Below are 16,399 nucleotides of genomic sequence, written 5' to 3' on the forward strand. Positions count from 1 at the left end.
GCACCGCACCACGTTCGGTGCCGGGCATGAGGTGCGCAAGGCGACGGCTACCGGGCCTTCGGTACTCTGCGGAGCACGACGGCGGCGAGCAGTGCCGCCGACGCCATCAGCACCAGCGCTATTGTGGCCGTGATGTGGACTCCGGACTCAAACGCAGTCCGTGCCGCCGAGGTGAGGGCATCGGCAAGGGGACCCGGAAGGGTGGCCGCGAGCTCCGACGCCCCCGCCAGCGTCTCACGTGCGTGGAGGGAGTCCTGCCCGGACGCCAGTGAGGCGACATCCGGGGGCAGCCTGAGGTTGCGCTGATATGACGCCGTCAGGATGGTCCCCAGGATGGCCGTGCCCAGCAGCGATCCCACTTCGTATCCCGTTTCGGAAATGGCGGCGGCGGCCCCGGACTTCTCCGGTGGAACCGAGCCAAGGATCAGGTCGTTGGAGATGGTTTCCGCCGTGCCGACTCCCAAGGCGAGGATTAGCAAGGCACCAAGCAGCAGCTGCGGCCCGTTTCCGTAATTTCCAAAGGCCACGACCGCGTAGCCCGCGGCGCTGAGTGCGAGGCCTCCCGCCACGACGAACCCCGGCCGGACCTTTCGTACCAGCGGCACTACCAGAAGGCCGGCCGCCACCGTGGCCGCGAGGGCCGGAATCATGGCAATTCCCGACTCGGTGGGGGACTGCCCGTCCAGCAGCTGAAGGTGCTGGGCGAGGAAAAGGATAAAGCCGTTGAAGGAGAACAGCGCCAGCACGTTGGCTGTGATCGCCGCGCTGAAGACTTTGTTGCTGAAGAGGCTGATGTCCAGCAGGGGATTGCTGAGCTTCCCCTGCCGGCGGATGAAGATGTATCCCATCATCAGGCCGAAGCCGGTGGCCAGCGCCGGAGCGGCGCTTAAACCATCGGTCGCGAGCGACTTGATCCCGTAGACCACCGGGACCATAACGAGCAGGGAGAGCAGGATGCTGGCGAGATCAACGGTGCCTGGTTGCGGATCCCGGGACTCGGGGACGAAGACGGGGCCAAAAACCATGATGGGAAGCATGATGGGCACTGCCACCAGCAGGACAGCTCCCCACCAGTAGTGTTCCACCAGCCAGCCGCCAAGGATGGGGCCCAAGGCTGCCCCACCGGAGAATCCTGCAGCCCAGACCGCCACGGCCAGCCGGCGGCGGTTCGGATCCGGAAAGATGTTCCGGATCAGCGAAAGGGTGGAGGGCATGAGCATCGCACCGAAAAAGCCGAGGGCTGCGCGTCCGGCAATAAGCCATTCGGCCGTGGGGGCGAAGGCGGTGGCGGCGGAGATGGCGGCAAACCCGGCACTGCCCATGAGCAGTAGCCTGCGGCGCCCGATCCGGTCGCCCAAGCTGCCCATGGCGACCAGCAGCCCGGCCAGGACCAGCGGGTAGGCGTCAACAATCCAGAGCAGCTGGACTCCAGTGGGATCGAGGCTGCGGGCGATTGCCGGGAGGGCAAAGGTCAGGGCGGTGTTGTCCACCGCCACCAGGAGGACCGGGAACATGAGCAGCCCCAGCGCCAGCCAGTCCCGCCCGGGTCCGCGGTCCGGGCGGGGGGCGGCATCAGAACGCTTGGGTAGCGAATCCCGCGTGCGGGGGGTCGATGCGATTGCCATGGCTTAACTATACCGTCTGGACGGTATAGTTAAGAAATGACCCCGCGGCAGCGGGCATGATAGGAACCATGGCCAGAAAACCCGTCGCACGTGAAGCCGTCCTCGACGCCTTCGAATCCCTCCTCATTGAGGTCGGTGAGCGGGCCGCCACCTTGGATGCGGTGGCCAAAAGGGCCGGCGTTTCGAAGGGCGGTTTGCTCTACCACTTCCCCAACAAGGAGGCCATGATTTCGGTGTTGCTCGAGCGTATGGACCGCCTGGTGGCCGAGGACGTCAAAGCAATGTCCGTGGCGCCGGAAGGGGCGGCCGCCTACTTCATCAAGTCTTCGTTGTGGGCAGACACCCCCTTGGACCGGGTCTTTGTGGCGGCTACCCGCCTCGCGGAGGTGGCGCACAAGGAAACACTGCACCGTTTTGCCGCCGTCCAGCAGAGTTGGCTGGAACTGCTGGCCGCCGACGTCGGGCCCGCGATGGCCAAAGCTGTCCTTTACATGGGCGATGGCCTGTATTTTAACGCCATGCTCGCCAGCGGGCCCGGGGGATCGGCGGCTGGCTTGAGCGGTGATGTGGAGAGCCTGTTGGCCGCCGTGGAGAGGCTGCGGGACTGATAGTGCGGTGGCGCCGTCGGGGACAGCGGGCCGACGCCTCACAGTTTGCAGACGCGTCTCAGGCATAGGACAATGGCAGTTGTGACAGTTGTCACCGCTAATTTAATATGCCTTTGATCTGCGGCGGGAGAGTTCTGCAAGTAGGTACAAGCAGGCGCCGTAGGAGCAAATCCTCCCCAGGAACCTCTCAGGCCCACGTACCGCCGCGGCAAGGCAACTCTGGAAAGCAGCAGGCTGCCCGAACCCACCGTCCCTTGGATATTCAGGACGGCGGTTCTGGTCACGCCGTGCTCACCGACGGTGCAAGCGGAGCCATGCGAGAGCACGGCTGCGCGGAAACTCTCAGGTCCAATACAGAGCGGGGAGGAACCCGAATCGATGTGGCGTACCCTGCGCCGCCTGAGTTATGGAGTTCCTTGTGACTGTTACCCCAGCGTCCACGTCCTTCGTTGACCGGCACATCGGCGCCCGCCGCCAGTCCGACGTCGACGCCATGCTGAAGGCCGTCGGCTACGACACTGTCGACGCCCTGGTGGATACCGCCGTTCCGAAGGACATCCGGCAGGATTCCGACCTCGCGCTCGCCGCAGCCCTCAGCGAAGTGGAAGTCCTCGCCGAACTGCGCAAGCTGGCCGCGAAGAACAAGACGGCCGTGCAGATGATCGGGCAAGGCTACTACGACACCCTCACCCCGCCGGTGATCCGCCGCAACATTCTCGAAGCTCCGGCCTGGTACACCGCGTACACGCCCTACCAGCCGGAGATCTCCCAGGGCCGGCTCGAGGCGCTGCTGAACTTCCAGACAATGGTCCAGGACCTCGTCGGCCTGCCCATCGCCAATGCCTCGCTGCTGGACGAAGCCACCGCCGTGGCCGAGGCAGTGCTGATGATGCGACGCGCCAACAAGAACAAGACGGCCCATGACGGCAAGACTGTCCTCGACGCCGACTGCCTGCCGCAGACCATTGCGGTCGTCAAGGGCCGGGCCGAAGCCCTGGGCTTCGAGGTCGAGGTCACGGACCTGTCCAAAGGCCTGCCCGAGGGCGTCATCAACGGCGTCGTGCTGCAGCAGCCCGGTGCCTCAGGCCGCGTGTTTGACCACTCGGCTGTCATTGCGGACGCCAAGGAACGCGGCGCACTCGTGACGGTGGCCGCCGACCTGCTGTCCCTGACGCTGATCACCTCGCCCGGGGAGCAGGGCGCGGACATCGCCGTCGGCTCCGCCCAGCGCTTCGGCGTGCCGCTGTTCTTCGGCGGCCCGCACGCCGCGTATATGGCGGTCCAGAAGGGCCTTGAGCGCTCCATGCCCGGCCGCCTCGTGGGTGTCTCCAAGGACAACGCCGGCGTCCCCGCCTACCGGCTGGCGCTGCAGACCCGCGAGCAGCACATCCGCCGCGAGAAGGCCACCTCCAACATCTGCACCGCCCAGGCGCTGCTGGCCATCGTGGCCTCCTTCTACGCTGTCTATCACGGCCCCGACGGGCTCAAAGCCATCGCCGAAGCTGTCCACGGCCACGCCAGGACCATCGCCGCCTCACTGAAGGCCGCTGGGCTGGATGTGCTGCACACGTCCTTCTTCGACACCGTCACCGTGTCCGTGCCGGGCAAGGCTGCCGAAATCATCGCGGCCGCCGAGGCCAAGGGCATCAACCTGCGCGCCATCGACACCGATACGGTCGGCATCTCCACCGATGAAGCCACGACGGCGGCCATCGTCGCCGACGTCGTTGCCGCGTTCGGCGCCAGCGTGGTGGATTCCGTCGATGGGTTCGGCCTGGACCCCGCCGTCGAGCGCACGTCCGACTACCTTCAGCATCCGGTGTTCAACACCCACCGTTCCGAAACCCAGCTGCTGCGCTACATCCGCCGCCTCTCGGACCGGGACCTTGCCCTGGACCGCACCATGATCCCGCTGGGTTCGTGCACCATGAAGCTGAACGCCACGGCAGAGATGGAGGCCATTTCCTGGCCGGAGTTCGCCTCCATCCATCCCTTCGCGCCCGAGTCCCAGACCGAGGGCTGGCGCGAGTTGATCGGGGACCTCGAAGCCCAGCTGACCGAGATCACCGGCTACGACCAGGTCTCGATCCAGCCCAACGCCGGATCCCAAGGCGAGCTCGCCGGGCTGCTGGCGATCCGCGGCTACCACCGTTCCCGCGGCGACGACCAGCGCAACATCTGCCTGATCCCGGCCTCCGCCCACGGCACCAATGCCGCCTCGGCCGTGCTGGCAGGCATGAAGGTCGTTGTCGTGGCGACCGCTTCTGACGGCACGATCGACCACGCGGACCTCACTGCGAAGATCGAACTGCACCAGGACGTCCTGTCCGCGATCATGATCACCTACCCGTCCACGCACGGGGTGTACGACGCCGACGTCCGCGAGGTCTGCGACGCGGTCCACGCCGCCGGCGGGCAGGTCTACATCGACGGCGCCAACCTCAATGCCCTGGTGGGTCTGGCCCAGCCCGGGCAGTTCGGCGGCGACGTCTCGCACCTGAACCTGCACAAGACCTTCTGCATTCCGCACGGCGGCGGCGGCCCCGGGGTAGGCCCGGTCGCGGCCAAGGCCCACCTCGCACCGTTTATGCCGGGCGATGCCAACAGCGCAGCTCCGGCCAAGGGCCCCGGAGGCACACCGATCTCGGCGTCCCGCTACGGCTCCGCCGGGGTCCTGCCGATCTCCTGGGCCTACGTGAAGCTCATGGGCGGCCAGGGCCTCACCGAGGCCACCAAGTCGGCCCTCCTCGCCGCGAACTACATCGCCGCCCGCCTTAACGACTCGTTCCCGGTGCTGTACACCGGCGAGGGCGGTCTGGTGGCCCACGAATGCATCCTGGACCTGCGCGAACTCACGGCCAAGACCGGGGTCACCGCCGAGGACGTCGCCAAGCGGCTGATCGACTACGGCTTCCACGCCCCCACCCTCGCGTTCCCGGTGGCAGGAACCCTGATGGTCGAGCCCACCGAGTCCGAGGACCTCGGCGAGATCGACCGGTTCATCACCGCAATGATCGCCATCCGCGCCGAAATCGACCAGGTGGCCCACGGCGAATTCACCGTGGAAAACTCCCCGCTCCGCAACGCCCCGCACACCGCGGCCGCCGTGATCAGCACCCACTGGACCCGGGAGTACCCGCGCGAACAGGCCGTCTTCCCGGTCCACACGCTCAGGCAGGACAAGTACTTCCCGCCCGTGGGCCGGATCGACGGCGCGGCTGGCGACCGGAACCTGATCTGCTCCTGCCCACCACTTGAAGCGTTCGAGGACCACTCCGACGCCTCCACCAACTAAGGACAGCAACCGATGACTGAGAACTACACGGCCCTTTACGAAGAGCACAAGAAGCTCGGCGCGTCCTTCACGGACTTCGGCGGCTGGCAGATGCCGCTCAAGTACTCCTCCGAATTGGCCGAGCACCACGCCGTCCGAAAGTCCGCGGGCCTGTTCGACCTCTCCCACATGGGCGAAGTCTGGGTCACCGGCCCGGACGCCGCAGCCTTCCTGGACTACGCCCTGGTCGGCAAGATTTCCGCGATGGCGATCGGCAAGGCCAAGTACTCGCTGATCTGCAACGAGGACGGCGGCATCATCGATGACCTCATCACCTACCGCCGCCCGGTGTCGGCCGACGGCACCGATAAGTTCCTCGTGGTCCCCAACGCGGGCAACGCCAACGTGGTGGCCGCGGCACTGGCCCAGCGGGCCGGCTCCGGTAAGGACGGAGGGTTCAACGTCACCGTCGAGGACGCCTCCGCCTCGACCTCGCTAATCGCCGTGCAGGGCCCCAAAGCGGAGGAAATCCTGCTCCGCCTCGTTCCGGCGGCGCAGCACAGCCTCGTCACGGACCTCAAGTACTACGCCGCCGTGGAAGTTCCCTTCCTGGTGGGCGGCGTCAGCCAGGAACTCCTGCTGGCCCGCACCGGCTACACCGGTGAGGACGGCTTCGAAATCTTCGTCGCCAACGATGACGCCGCCGCCCTTTGGCAGGCGCTCGTCGCGATCGCTGAAGACGGCGAGCTGACCCCCGCCGGACTCGCATCCCGCGACTCGCTCCGCCTTGAGGCAGGCATGCCGCTCTACGGCAACGAGCTCTCCCTCGACGGCGACCCGTTCGCTGCCGGACTCGGCCCGGTGGTGGCGCTCTCCAAAGAAGGCGACTTCGTCGGCAAGGCGGCCCTCGCCGCCAAGAAGGCGGCCGGCGCCGGCACCACCACAGGACGCAAGCTCGTCGGCCTTAAAGGCCTCGGACGCCGGGCCGGCCGCGGCCACTACCCGGTCCTCAAAGACGGCGCAGTGGTTGGCGAAGTCACCTCCGGCCAGCCGAGCCCCACGCTTGGCTACCCGATTGCCATGGCCTACGTTGACGTCGCGTTCGCCGAGCCGGGCACGGCCCTGGACATCGACCTGCGCGGCAAGGCTGAGCCCTTCGAAGTTGTCGCACTGCCTTTCTATAAGCGCCAAAAGTAGCCCGGCGCGGCCTGCCCCGGAGCTGTGGCCGGCTCCGGGGCGGCCCGCCCCTCACGATCAGCTCACCGTTTAGCATCAAGACCACTCCAAGACTTAGGAAAAAAACACATGGCAAAAGTTGCCCCTGAACTGCAGTACTCCGACGAGCACGAGTGGGTTGCGCGGGACTCCGGCAACGCCGGATCAAATATTGTGTCTATCGGCATCTCGGCCGTCGCCACGGATGCGCTCGGCGACATCGTCTATGTGGACCTGCCCGAGGTCGGCGCCACCGTGACCGCGGGGGAGACCTGCGGCGAGGTCGAATCCACCAAGTCCGTCTCCGACCTGTACGCCCCCGTCACGGGCGAGGTCACCGAAATCAACCCGGCCGTCGTCGATGACCCCGCGCTGATCAACAGCGACCCCTACGGTGCCGGCTGGCTCTTCAAGGTCGCCGCCGAGTCCGACGGACCGCTGCTCTCGGCCCAGGAGTACGCATCCAAGAACGGCGGCGAACTGTGAGCGCGGCCGGGGCAACCACCAGCTTCCAGCAGGTCGTCTCCGCATCCCTGGACGCGGACCTGTCCGCGCTGGACCCGGAGATCGCCGCAAAGATCGACGACGAGCTCACCCGCCAGCGCGACGGTTTGGAGATGATCGCCTCGGAGAACCACACCGCCAGGGCCGTCATGCAGGCGCAGGGTTCCGTCCTGACGAACAAGTACGCCGAGGGCTACCCGGGCAAGCGCTACTATGGCGGCTGCGAGCACGTCGACGTGATCGAGCAGCTCGCGATCGACCGGGTCAAGGCCCTGTTCGGCGCCGAATACGCGAACGTCCAGCCGCACTCCGGCGCACAGGCCAACGCCTCCGTGATGCACGCCCTGATCCGCCCGGGTGACACCATCATGGGCCTGAACCTGGCGCACGGCGGCCACCTCACCCACGGCATGAAGATCAACTTCTCCGGCCGCCTGTACAACGTCATCCCGTACCAGGTCCGCGAAGATGACCACCGGATTGATATGGCCGAGGTCGAACGCCTCGCCCAGGAGCACCAGCCGGCCCTGATCGTCGCCGGCTGGTCCGCATACGCCCGGCAGCTGGACTTCGCCGAGTTCCGCCGGATCGCCGATTCCGTGGGCGCCTACCTGATGGTGGACATGGCACACTTCGCCGGGCTCGTCGCGGCCGGGCTGCACCCCTCACCGGTGCCGCACGCCCACGTCACCACCTCCACCACGCACAAGACCCTCGCCGGTCCGCGCGGCGGCATCATCCTGAGCAACGACGCCGACATCGCCAAGAAGATCAATTCCGCCGTGTTCCCCGGCCAGCAGGGCGGCCCGCTGGAGCACGTGATCGCCGGAAAGGCCGTGGCCTTCAAGATCGCCGCGTCCCCGGAGTTCAAGGAACGCCAGGAACGTGTCCTCGCCGGCGCACGGATCCTCGCCGAGCGTCTGGTCCAACCTGACGTCACCGCACAGGGCATCAACGTGATCTCCGGCGGCACGGACGTGCACCTGGTCCTGGTGGACCTGCGCAACTGCGAGCTCAACGGCCAGGAAGCCGAGGACCGCCTCGCGGAAATCGACATCACCGTGAACCGCAACGCCGTGCCGTTCGACCCTCGCCCGCCGATGGTCACCTCCGGGCTCCGCATCGGCACCCCCGCCCTGGCCACCCGCGGCTTCGGCGAGGCGGCGTTCGCCGAGGTAGCGGACATCATCGCGGAGGCACTGACCGCCGACGCCGGCGCGGACCTCTCCGGCCTGCGCCACCGGGTGGAGGCCCTCGCCGCCGCCCACCCGCTCTACCCCTCGGTTGATAACCTCGCCTAAGGGCCGTATTACAGGTAGTAGAAGCAGTACAGATCACGATGCCGGGCGGGCCGCGGCCAGAAGCCGCCGCCCGGCGTCGTGCATCAGGCAGGACTGCCTCCCACCGGCGGCCGCACCTCCCACCGGCAAGACCCTCTGCCGGGCCACAGCAAGACCTAGTTAGGAACCGACAATGGCTGTTGGAGTCTTCGACCTCTTTTCCATCGGAATAGGGCCATCCAGCTCGCACACCGTGGGCCCCATGCGGGCCGCCGCCGTCTTCGCCGAAGAGCTTAAGACCTCCGGGGACCTGGAGAAGGTGGCCGGACTGCGGGTGGACCTCTACGGTTCGCTTGCCGCCACGGGCCACGGCCACGGCACTATGACCGCGATCCTGCTTGGCCTGGAGGGCTTCCATCCCGAAAAGATCCTCCCGGAGGAAGTGGAGGAACGCCTCGCCACGATCGCGGAAACCGGCACTCTCCAGCTGGCCGGCGCAGGAGAGGGAAACGGCGTGCCCCTGCCGTACGGGGTGAAGGACATGATCCTGCGTCCCCTGACGATCCTGCCCCGGCACACCAACGGCATGACGTTCACCGTCACGGACGCTGGCGGGGAGATCCTGCACAAGGCCACGTTCTTCTCCGTTGGGGGCGGGTTCATCGTCCGCGAGGGCGAGGAGGAAGCGGCCCTGAAGGAACTGGACGAGTCCAAGAAGGAACTTCCCCTGCCGTTCCGCACCGCCGCGGAACTGCTGGGCCGCTGCCAGTCAAAGGGCCTCTCGATTGGGGAGATCATGTTCGTCAATGAACGGGCCTCCCGCACGGAGGAGGAAATCCGGGAGGGGCTGCTGCACATCTATTCGGTGATGGAGGGCTGCGTGGAGGTCAGCCTCAAGCGCGAGGGCCTCCTGCCGGGCGGCCTGAAGGTCCGTCGTCGTGCTCCGGACTGGCACGAGCGCCTCCTGAAGGAAACCCGCGGCCAGGATCCCGGCTCCCGGGACCCGAAGTACTGGCAGGAATGGGTGAACCTGATCGCTCTGGCCGTGAACGAGGAAAACGCCTCCGGCGGCCGGGTTGTCACCGCCCCCACCAACGGCGCCGCCGGAATCATCCCCGCGGTCCTGTATTACGCGCTGCACTTCGCCCCCGGCATGGACCAGGCCACCCAACAGGACCGCGACGATGTGGTGGTGAAGTTCCTGCTGACCGCGGCCGCCATCGGTGTGCTGTACAAGGAGCAGGCCTCGATCTCCGGGGCGGAGGTGGGCTGCCAGGGCGAGGTGGGCTCGGCGTCCTCGATGGCCGCCGCCGGACTGGCCGAGGTCATGGGCGGCACGCCCCAGCAGGTGGAAAACGCCGCGGAAATCGCCATGGAACACAACCTCGGCCTGACCTGCGATCCGATCGGCGGCCTGGTGCAGATCCCGTGCATCGAACGCAATGCCATCGCCGCCGCGAAGGCCATTAACGCGGCCAAGATGGCGCTCTGGGGCGACGGCTCGCACCGGGTCTCCCTGGACGAGGTCATTGTGACCATGCGCGAGACAGGCAAGGACATGTCCTCCAAGTACAAGGAAACCGCCATGGGCGGCCTCGCCGTCAACGTGGTGGAGTGCTAGGGAGCCAGCGGGCGCTGGCTAGCGCCAGTTGGCGCCCAACCGCGGCTAATTGTGCAAAGCGGCCCAAAGATTCAATGAGGACGCGAACACGACCCAGGACAGATAAGGCAGCATCAGCAGTCCTGCGGTCCTGCTGATCGGTCCGAAGAGCAGCACGGTCGCGGCGACAGCCAGGGCCAGGGCCACGATGATCACGAATCCGATCCACAGCGCCGGCGTCCCAAGAACCGGGTAGAGGGCAAAGAAGGCGGGGGTCCACAGCAGGTTCAGAACCAACTGGACGCCGTAGGCGGTGAGAGCCGTCCTTGCCCCCTCGGCGCGGGTGCGCCAAACCAGCCACGCAGCGACGCCCATGCCGGCATACAGCACCGTCCAGACCGGTCCGAAGACCCCATTGGGAGGAGACCAGGGCGCCGTGTCCGCTGCGGCGTACCAGCCGTGGACGTGGCTGGCGGTGGCCAGGCCGCCGAGGGCCGCCACTAGCGCGGACGCGCCGAGGAACAGAAACAGCGCGATGGCCTGGGAGCCCATGCCGGAGCCGCGAAGGCGGCTGCCCGACGCTCCGGGACGGCCTTCAGTGGGTTCTTGCTGAGCCTGCATGAGACCAGCGTAACCGCCTTGGCCGAACCGGCGGCACGGCACGGACCGATAGACTTGGGGCTGCATGTCCGCATGCCGCCGACGCTCGTACCGCAATGATTGGATACCGCACCCTTGCGTGAATTCACTGCCCGCTTTGCCTCTGCCGAAGAGATCGCCAACTGGGATGCCCACGTCACCGCGAACCCCAATGGCGGCAATCTCCTGCAATCGGAAGCCTTCGCCGAGGTCAAGCAGCACTTTGGCTGGAAACCCCTTCACCTGGTCTACGAGACGGCGGATTACACAAGCTACAACCTGGTCCTGGAGAAGTCCTTTCCGCTCCTGGGAAAGCTGTGGTACTTGATCAAGGGCCCCGATGTGGCGGCTGTGGAGGACATCCCGGGAATCACCGCCGCGAACGCCGACTTCGTGAATAGGGCCAAGCTCGGTGTCTTCGCCATCAAGATTGAGCCGGATATCGTCCTCTCCGAGCACGCAAGGGCCGTGTTCGAGGGCGCCGGCCTGGTCAAGACGCACAACCTGCAGCCCAACGACTCCACCGCGCTGCTGGATATCGCACCGGAGGAAAACCAGCTGCTCCGCAACCTGCACTCCCGCGGCCGGAACGCCGTCCGCCGTGCCATCCGCGAAGGTGTGGAGGTCCACAACGTGGAACCCACGGAAGAGAACTTCCGGTCCATGTATTCGCTCATGACCACCACCGTGGAGGCCAAGTCCCAGGTCCGCGTCCGCGAGTATGACTACTACCGCCAGTTCTGGACCAACTTCATTGACCGGGGCCAGGGCCGGCTCCTTTTCGTGTACGAAAACGGCGTGCCCTCCGTCGGCGCCTTTGTGATCAACTACGGGCGCAAGGGGACCTACAAGGACGGCGGCTCGCTGCAGAAGCGGAGCCAGTATGGCGACTCCCATCTGGTGCAGTGGACAGCCATCAACCAGGTCAAGGATCTGGGCTGCACCGAATACGACTTTTGCGGGACCCCTCCCAGCGACAAGCTCAAGGACACCTCCAATCCCTTCCACGGCCTTGGTCTGTTCAAGACGAGTTTCAGCAAAACGGTCACAGACTTCGTGGGCTGTTATGACCAGGTGATCAGTCCGCTTAAGTACAAAGCATGGATCGCCGCCGGTGAACGCGTGGCACGCCAGGTGTACACACGCCGCACCGGCCAGCAGTTCTACTAAACCGATTGCCAAGCCATGAGGAGGCCGGCGTGACCAAACCATCAGACGGCCGCCGCCGCCCGCCCGCCGGGGGACTGCCCCGCACCGAGCCGCTGTCGCCGATTCAGGTTCGCCATGACGCCGCGGCCAAGCGGATGCTCCGGCGGCTCGTGCAGGGCGAAAACCCGCCCACCGCGCCACTGAGCATTGTGGACCGCCTCGCGGGAAGCCCGTATGCCAACCCGATGATCCAGGTGGGCGGTGTGGACACCTCCGCCCGGAAAACCATCGACTTCGCGCTCCACCTTGCCGAGTCCATGTTCCGTTATGGGGCCGGTGCCCTGGAAGTGGAAACCAGCATTATCGCCATCACGGCGGCGCTCGGACTGAAGCACATCGAAGTGGACATCACCAACCAGTCGGTGGCCATCAACTATGCCCCGAAGGATCAGACCCCCATATCGCTACTGCGGGTAGTGCGGTCCTGGACCAACAACTACGCCGGATTGGCCAAAGTCCACCAGCTCGTCACGGACATCGTTGCCGGCGGGGTGGGCCGGGACGAAGCGGTCCGCCGGCTCGAGGAAATAATCCGCAGCTCCAAACCCTTCCCCCGCTGGATGGTCACGGTTGCCTTCGGGGTGTTCTCGGCCGTCTTTGTCGGAGTGCTCGGCGGCGGCCCGGGCGCGTCGGCAATTGCCTTTCTCTCCAACCTGCTCGTCAGCCTGCTGGCCCGGCAACTGGGCCGCTGGCGGGTGCCGGACTTCTTCACCACTGCCTCCTGCGCTTTTCTGGTGACCTTCATCGCGCTGCTCCTGTGGCGCTTTGGCAGTCCCATGGGAATCCAGATTGCACCGGCCATTGTGGTGGTGGGCGGCATTCTGCTGCTACTGCCAACCGGGCGGCTTGTCTCGTCCGTGCAGGACGCCATCAACGGCTTCCCCGTGACGGCGGCCGGCCGTTTCCTGTCAACAATGCTGACCTTCGGCGCGCTGGTAGCGGGCATCTCGGTGGCCTTCGTGGTCGGGGCCATGATGGGAATGCAGCCCATCGACGTGACAGAAACATTCCCGCCCGCGTATCCCTTATGGGCGCTGATCATCATGGTCGCCATCGCCGTGGTTGCCATCGGCATCACGGAGCAGACCGCGTGGAAGCTGCTGCTGCCCACCGCGGCCATAGGCGTGGTGGGCTATCTGGTGCTGCTGGGGGGAGCCCAGATCGGAATGGGAGCCCGGCTGGCCCCCGCGCTGGCGGCCGTGGTCATTGGTTTGCTGGCCCGGGTGGTCGCACTGAAGATGGGCGCGCCGCAGCTTGTGGTGGCCGTCCCGGCGGCGCTGATCCTGCTTCCGGGGCTGACCATATTCCGTTCTATGTACGTGTTGACCATTGAGGAATCCGAAATCCTCATGGGAGCCGGCGGCATGTTGAACGCAGGAGCTATTGTCCTTGGTGTGGCGGCAGGTATCGTGCTGGGCGACACGCTGGCACGACCCCTCACGCGCAGCTTGGCGAGCAACGAGCGGCGCCGCGCCCGCCGTCGTTAGGGCACCGCCCAGCACGCCCGGGGTCCAGGCCGGTCCACATCGGCAAGCCGGCGCGGCGGGCCGGGTTAGACCTGCCCGATGGGAAGCTTCTTTTCGGCCTGGAAGTCGTCCTCCACACGGCCCTTGGCCCAGTATCCGGAGAGTGAGACCTGCCCGCGTTCCAAGCCGCGCTGAACGAAGAGCACCTCGCGCAGTGCTTTCATGTAGCCGCGCTCACCATGGGCGAAGACCTGCACCCTGCCCTCCAGCCACTGGGCGTCCCGCACGGCGTTGACAAGCAGTTCGCTGGAACCTGCGGCTACGCCCCCGCGGGGGAGCCAGGCGATCGTGACGCCGGCCGGCGCGGCGATGGCCTGGATCTCGGCGTCGCTGTCCACCTCCACGAATGCGAGGCCGCGGGCATCCTGGGGCAACGCTTCGAGGGCCGCCGCGATAGCAGGAAGAGCCGCTTCATCGCCGGCGAAAAGATGCCAGTCGGCCGCCGGATCGGGGTTGTAGCCGCCGCCGGGGCCGGTGAAGACCAGGTTGTCACCGGGCCGGGCCGTAGCCGCCCACGGTCCTGCGAGGCCCTCGTCACCGTGGATGACGAAGTCGATGGCCAGCTCGTGTGCGGCCTCATTTACCCACCGGACCGTGTAAGTCCTGGTGTATGGCCACAGCTCGCGGGGCATTGTTTCGCGGACCGCCCACAAGTCCAGCGGCTGCGGGTATTCCACGCCCGGCTGCGGGAAGGCGATCTTGACGTACCTGTCCACATAGCCATTGTTTATGTAGCCGGAAAAGCCGTCGCCGCCCGCCACGATGCGGACCATGTGGGGCGAGAGTTCCTCGCGCCGGAGTACCGTGAGGTTCGTCTGCGGACGCGATTTGCGGGTGGCTGATGTGGCTGCGGGCACGGAAGTCATAAGAGCAAGCCTAGGCCACCGGGACCGGACAGGGCCGGCCCTGGCAGCCCGGGCGGCCGCATTACACCCGCGTCCGCAGGCGGCCCTCGCTCGGGTCGGGAGCGGCGCCCGCGTCACTCCTCAGAGAACGGGCAGCGTCCAGTCCACTGCATCGGCGCCCTGTTCCTTCAGAAGGGCGTTGGCATGGCTGAAAGGCCGCGAGCCGAAGAAGCCGCGTGCAGCGGACAACGGACTGGGATGCGCGCTGGCCAGAACAGGGGTCTCGCCCAGCAGGGGGCGGACGCTCTCGGCATCCTTGCCCCACAACAAGGCCACCAAGGGCGCCGGGCGGCCATCCGGGGCATGACGGGAGGCGACGGCGGTGATCGCCGCCGTCGTAACCTCTTCCCAGCCTTTTGACCGGTGCGAACCGGCTAAACCCGCCCGCACGCTGAGAACGCGGTTGAGCAGCAGCACTCCCTGCTCCGTCCAGGCGCCGAGATCGCCGTGGACCCGGGCCGGGATGCCCAGATCCGCTTCGAGTTCCTTATAGATGTTTGCCAGGCTGCGCGGAATGGGCCTGGTGCGGCCGTCCACCGCAAAGGCCAGCCCCACGGCGTGGCCTGGAGTGGGGTACGGGTCCTGCCCCACAATAAGGACCTTGACGGCAGCGAACGGCTGGCGGAAGGCACGCAGGACGTTGGACGGGGATGGCAGCACCTGATGCCCGGCGGCGACTTCGGCCGCAAGAAAGGCCAGGACCCTGCGCAGGGCGCCCTCGACTGGGGCCAGGGCTTGCGCCCAGTCCGCTGTCACCAGCGTGTCCAGAGGCAGGTTCACCATCTCGGCGAATCCCGTGGTGTCCCCGGCAATCGGCTCCAGCTCGAACAACGGTTCGGAATCAAACACGCGTCCATTCTTGCAGGCGGCATGGGAGGAAGACGACCGCCTAAATGACAGCCTTGTTGTTCGCCCGTACCATTGGATGAGACTTTAGACCCGAACTCAGCGAAGGAGTGCGCCGTGGCAGAACCAATACAGGACCAACGGCCCCTGGCTGACTCCGGCAGCGGGACCGCCAGCCGCGCCCGCCCCGTCGAACAGGCTCCGGCCGGCCGGGCTTTGAGCGGGCGGGACCAGCAGATGCTCGCCTTGGAACGGCAGTGGTGGAAGTACGCCGGCGCCAAGGAGCAGGCCATCCGCGAACTCTTCGACCTTTCGGCCACGCACTACTACCAGATCCTCAACACATTGATTGACACTGAGGATGCTTTGGCTCATGACCCCATGCTGGTCAAGAGATTGCGTAGACTACGTACGTCACGCCAACGGGCGCGCACCGCGCGTCGTTTGGGCTCTGACGCTTAGAAGTCAGGGCTGGGCCATCAGCAAAATCAGCGAGGACACCGTTTTACCATGACCAAATTCGCTCGGGATGAATTCGACAGGGTCCCGGAGACCTCTTCACGCCAAGGTGTCCACCGGGCCGCAGCAGATGCTCCCCGCCACCGGCTGGTGCCCGTGTTGGCGGTAGGCGTTGCGGCATTGGTGATCGGCCTGATTGCCTTCCTCTTCCTGCCCCAGCTGGGCTTCTCCAAAGGCAGCACCCCGTTGATGGCAGCCGGGTCATCGGTAAGCGGCGCGTCCGCCTCGCCCACCGCGCCCCAAGGCACAGCGGCGTCGGCTCCGGCATCGTCCAGTCCCGCACCCTCGGCGTCGGACGCACCCGGCCCCACGTCCTCGGCCGGCGACGGCCCGTCCATCGCGCCGGAAGCGGCAGGTCAGGCCGTTGACAAGACACAGCCGGTAGCCGTTTACAACGGAACCACCACATCCGGCCTTGCGAGCCGGGTGAGCGGGAGCGTTTCCGCGGCTGGCTGGGCACTGGGGCCGGTGGGGAACTGGGGCGGCTTGCCGCAAAGCACGTCCGTCATCTATTACAGCGGAGCAGCGCAGAAAGCCAACGCCGAGGCCTTGGGGTCGCTGCTCAAGATCACCAAACTGGTGGACTCGGCCCAGTTCCAGATGCCGGTTGTGGTGGTCCTCGGGCCCGGGTTCCAGTAACTCCGAACCC

At 66.4% G+C, this 16,399-nt stretch carries 14 protein-coding genes and 1 riboswitch; of the genes, 10 read left to right on the forward strand and 4 right to left on the reverse strand.

All coding sequences use genetic code 11. The features are described 5' to 3' along the window. Positions 1 to 47: 47 nt before the first annotated feature. A complete protein-coding gene (locus ACP4XC_RS04265) occupies positions 48 to 1,625 on the reverse strand; it encodes an MFS transporter (protein ID WP_427173629.1) in 1,578 nt (525 codons plus the stop codon). Between the two features lie 68 nt (positions 1,626 to 1,693). Between ACP4XC_RS04265 and ACP4XC_RS04270 the strand changes: the two genes are divergently transcribed. The 6 genes from ACP4XC_RS04270 to ACP4XC_RS04295 all read left to right on the forward strand — a co-directional run bounded on the left by ACP4XC_RS04270 (position 1,694) and on the right by ACP4XC_RS04295 (position 10,127). Then, positions 1,694 to 2,233, forward strand: a complete 540-nt coding sequence (locus ACP4XC_RS04270; protein WP_427173630.1) for a TetR/AcrR family transcriptional regulator — start codon at positions 1,694 to 1,696, stop codon at positions 2,231 to 2,233. 114 nt (positions 2,234 to 2,347) lie between these two features. Beyond that, positions 2,348 to 2,446: riboswitch (glycine riboswitch) on the forward strand. 193 nt (positions 2,447 to 2,639) lie between these two features. Beyond that, complete coding sequence (gene gcvP, locus ACP4XC_RS04275; protein ID WP_427173631.1) at positions 2,640 to 5,528, forward strand: aminomethyl-transferring glycine dehydrogenase; 2,889 nt, start codon at positions 2,640 to 2,642, stop codon at positions 5,526 to 5,528. A 12-nt stretch (positions 5,529 to 5,540) separates the two neighbouring features. Further along, entirely contained in the window at positions 5,541 to 6,704 is a 1,164-nt protein-coding gene (gene gcvT / locus ACP4XC_RS04280) for a glycine cleavage system aminomethyltransferase GcvT (RefSeq protein WP_427173632.1), read from the forward strand. A 108-nt stretch (positions 6,705 to 6,812) separates the two neighbouring features. After that, on the forward strand, positions 6,813 to 7,208 hold the full coding sequence (gene gcvH, locus ACP4XC_RS04285) for a glycine cleavage system protein GcvH (protein WP_427173633.1): 396 nt from the start codon (positions 6,813 to 6,815) through the stop codon (positions 7,206 to 7,208). After that, positions 7,205 to 8,527 (forward strand): serine hydroxymethyltransferase, encoded by a 1,323-nt coding sequence (glyA, locus tag ACP4XC_RS04290; RefSeq protein WP_427173634.1) that lies wholly within the window; start codon positions 7,205 to 7,207, stop codon positions 8,525 to 8,527. Before gcvH ends, glyA begins: the two co-directional genes overlap by 4 nt. 172 nt (positions 8,528 to 8,699) lie before the next feature. After that, positions 8,700 to 10,127, forward strand: coding sequence for an L-serine ammonia-lyase (locus ACP4XC_RS04295; protein WP_427173635.1), 1,428 nt, complete (start codon positions 8,700 to 8,702; stop codon positions 10,125 to 10,127). 45 nt (positions 10,128 to 10,172) lie between these two features. Here the strand turns inward: ACP4XC_RS04295 and ACP4XC_RS04300 are convergent, their stop codons facing one another. Next, the gene (locus ACP4XC_RS04300) at positions 10,173 to 10,727 is read right to left on the reverse strand and encodes a TspO/MBR family protein (protein ID WP_427173636.1); all 555 of its coding nucleotides are present in this window, start codon (positions 10,725 to 10,727) and stop codon (positions 10,173 to 10,175) included. Positions 10,728 to 10,841: 114 nt separating this feature from the next. On the opposite strand from ACP4XC_RS04300, the gene ACP4XC_RS04305 reads away from it, so the two are divergent. Together ACP4XC_RS04305 and ACP4XC_RS04310 are read left to right on the forward strand one after the other, a co-directional pair. Then, positions 10,842 to 11,915 carry a lipid II:glycine glycyltransferase FemX gene (locus tag ACP4XC_RS04305; protein WP_427173637.1) on the forward strand — a complete coding sequence of 358 codons (1,074 nt, stop codon included), beginning with the start codon at positions 10,842 to 10,844 and terminating at the stop codon, positions 11,913 to 11,915. Between the two features lie 29 nt (positions 11,916 to 11,944). Next, on the forward strand, positions 11,945 to 13,441 hold the full coding sequence (locus ACP4XC_RS04310; protein ID WP_427173638.1) for a threonine/serine ThrE exporter family protein: 1,497 nt from the start codon (positions 11,945 to 11,947) through the stop codon (positions 13,439 to 13,441). Positions 13,442 to 13,506: 65 nt separating this feature from the next. Here ACP4XC_RS04310 and ACP4XC_RS04315 read toward each other — a convergent pair whose 3' ends face one another. Next, entirely contained in the window at positions 13,507 to 14,346 is an 840-nt protein-coding gene (locus ACP4XC_RS04315) for a siderophore-interacting protein (RefSeq protein ID WP_427173639.1), read from the reverse strand. 120 nt (positions 14,347 to 14,466) lie between these two features. Then, the gene (locus ACP4XC_RS04320) at positions 14,467 to 15,234 is read right to left on the reverse strand and encodes a uracil-DNA glycosylase (RefSeq protein WP_427173640.1); all 768 of its coding nucleotides are present in this window, start codon (positions 15,232 to 15,234) and stop codon (positions 14,467 to 14,469) included. A 144-nt stretch (positions 15,235 to 15,378) separates the two neighbouring features. On the opposite strand from ACP4XC_RS04320, the gene ACP4XC_RS04325 reads away from it, so the two are divergent. Both ACP4XC_RS04325 and ACP4XC_RS04330 read left to right on the forward strand, forming a co-directional pair. Then, complete coding sequence (locus ACP4XC_RS04325) at positions 15,379 to 15,693, forward strand: DUF3263 domain-containing protein (protein ID WP_427175009.1); 315 nt, start codon at positions 15,379 to 15,381, stop codon at positions 15,691 to 15,693. Between the two features lie 48 nt (positions 15,694 to 15,741). After that, on the forward strand, positions 15,742 to 16,389 hold the full coding sequence (locus ACP4XC_RS04330; protein ID WP_427173641.1) for a LytR C-terminal domain-containing protein: 648 nt from the start codon (positions 15,742 to 15,744) through the stop codon (positions 16,387 to 16,389). Positions 16,390 to 16,399: the final 10 nt, after the last annotated feature.

Origin of the sequence: Arthrobacter sp. 92 (assembly GCF_050260325.1) — a bacterium.
Classification (GTDB): domain Bacteria; phylum Actinomycetota; class Actinomycetes; order Actinomycetales; family Micrococcaceae; genus Arthrobacter.

Coding starts and splice junctions, on each gene's coding strand:
- ACP4XC_RS04265 (WP_427173629.1), bottom strand. CDS start 1,625: ATGGCAATCGCATCGACCCCCCGCACGCGGGATTCGCTACCCAAGCGT.
- ACP4XC_RS04270 (WP_427173630.1), top strand. CDS start 1,694: ATGGCCAGAAAACCCGTCGCACGTGAAGCCGTCCTCGACGCCTTCGAA.
- gcvP (WP_427173631.1), top strand. CDS start 2,640: ATGGAGTTCCTTGTGACTGTTACCCCAGCGTCCACGTCCTTCGTTGAC.
- gcvT (WP_427173632.1), top strand. CDS start 5,541: ATGACTGAGAACTACACGGCCCTTTACGAAGAGCACAAGAAGCTCGGC.
- gcvH (WP_427173633.1), top strand. CDS start 6,813: ATGGCAAAAGTTGCCCCTGAACTGCAGTACTCCGACGAGCACGAGTGG.
- ACP4XC_RS04295 (WP_427173635.1), top strand. CDS start 8,700: ATGGCTGTTGGAGTCTTCGACCTCTTTTCCATCGGAATAGGGCCATCC.
- ACP4XC_RS04300 (WP_427173636.1), bottom strand. CDS start 10,727: ATGCAGGCTCAGCAAGAACCCACTGAAGGCCGTCCCGGAGCGTCGGGC.
- ACP4XC_RS04315 (WP_427173639.1), bottom strand. CDS start 14,346: ATGACTTCCGTGCCCGCAGCCACATCAGCCACCCGCAAATCGCGTCCG.
- ACP4XC_RS04330 (WP_427173641.1), top strand. CDS start 15,742: ATGACCAAATTCGCTCGGGATGAATTCGACAGGGTCCCGGAGACCTCT.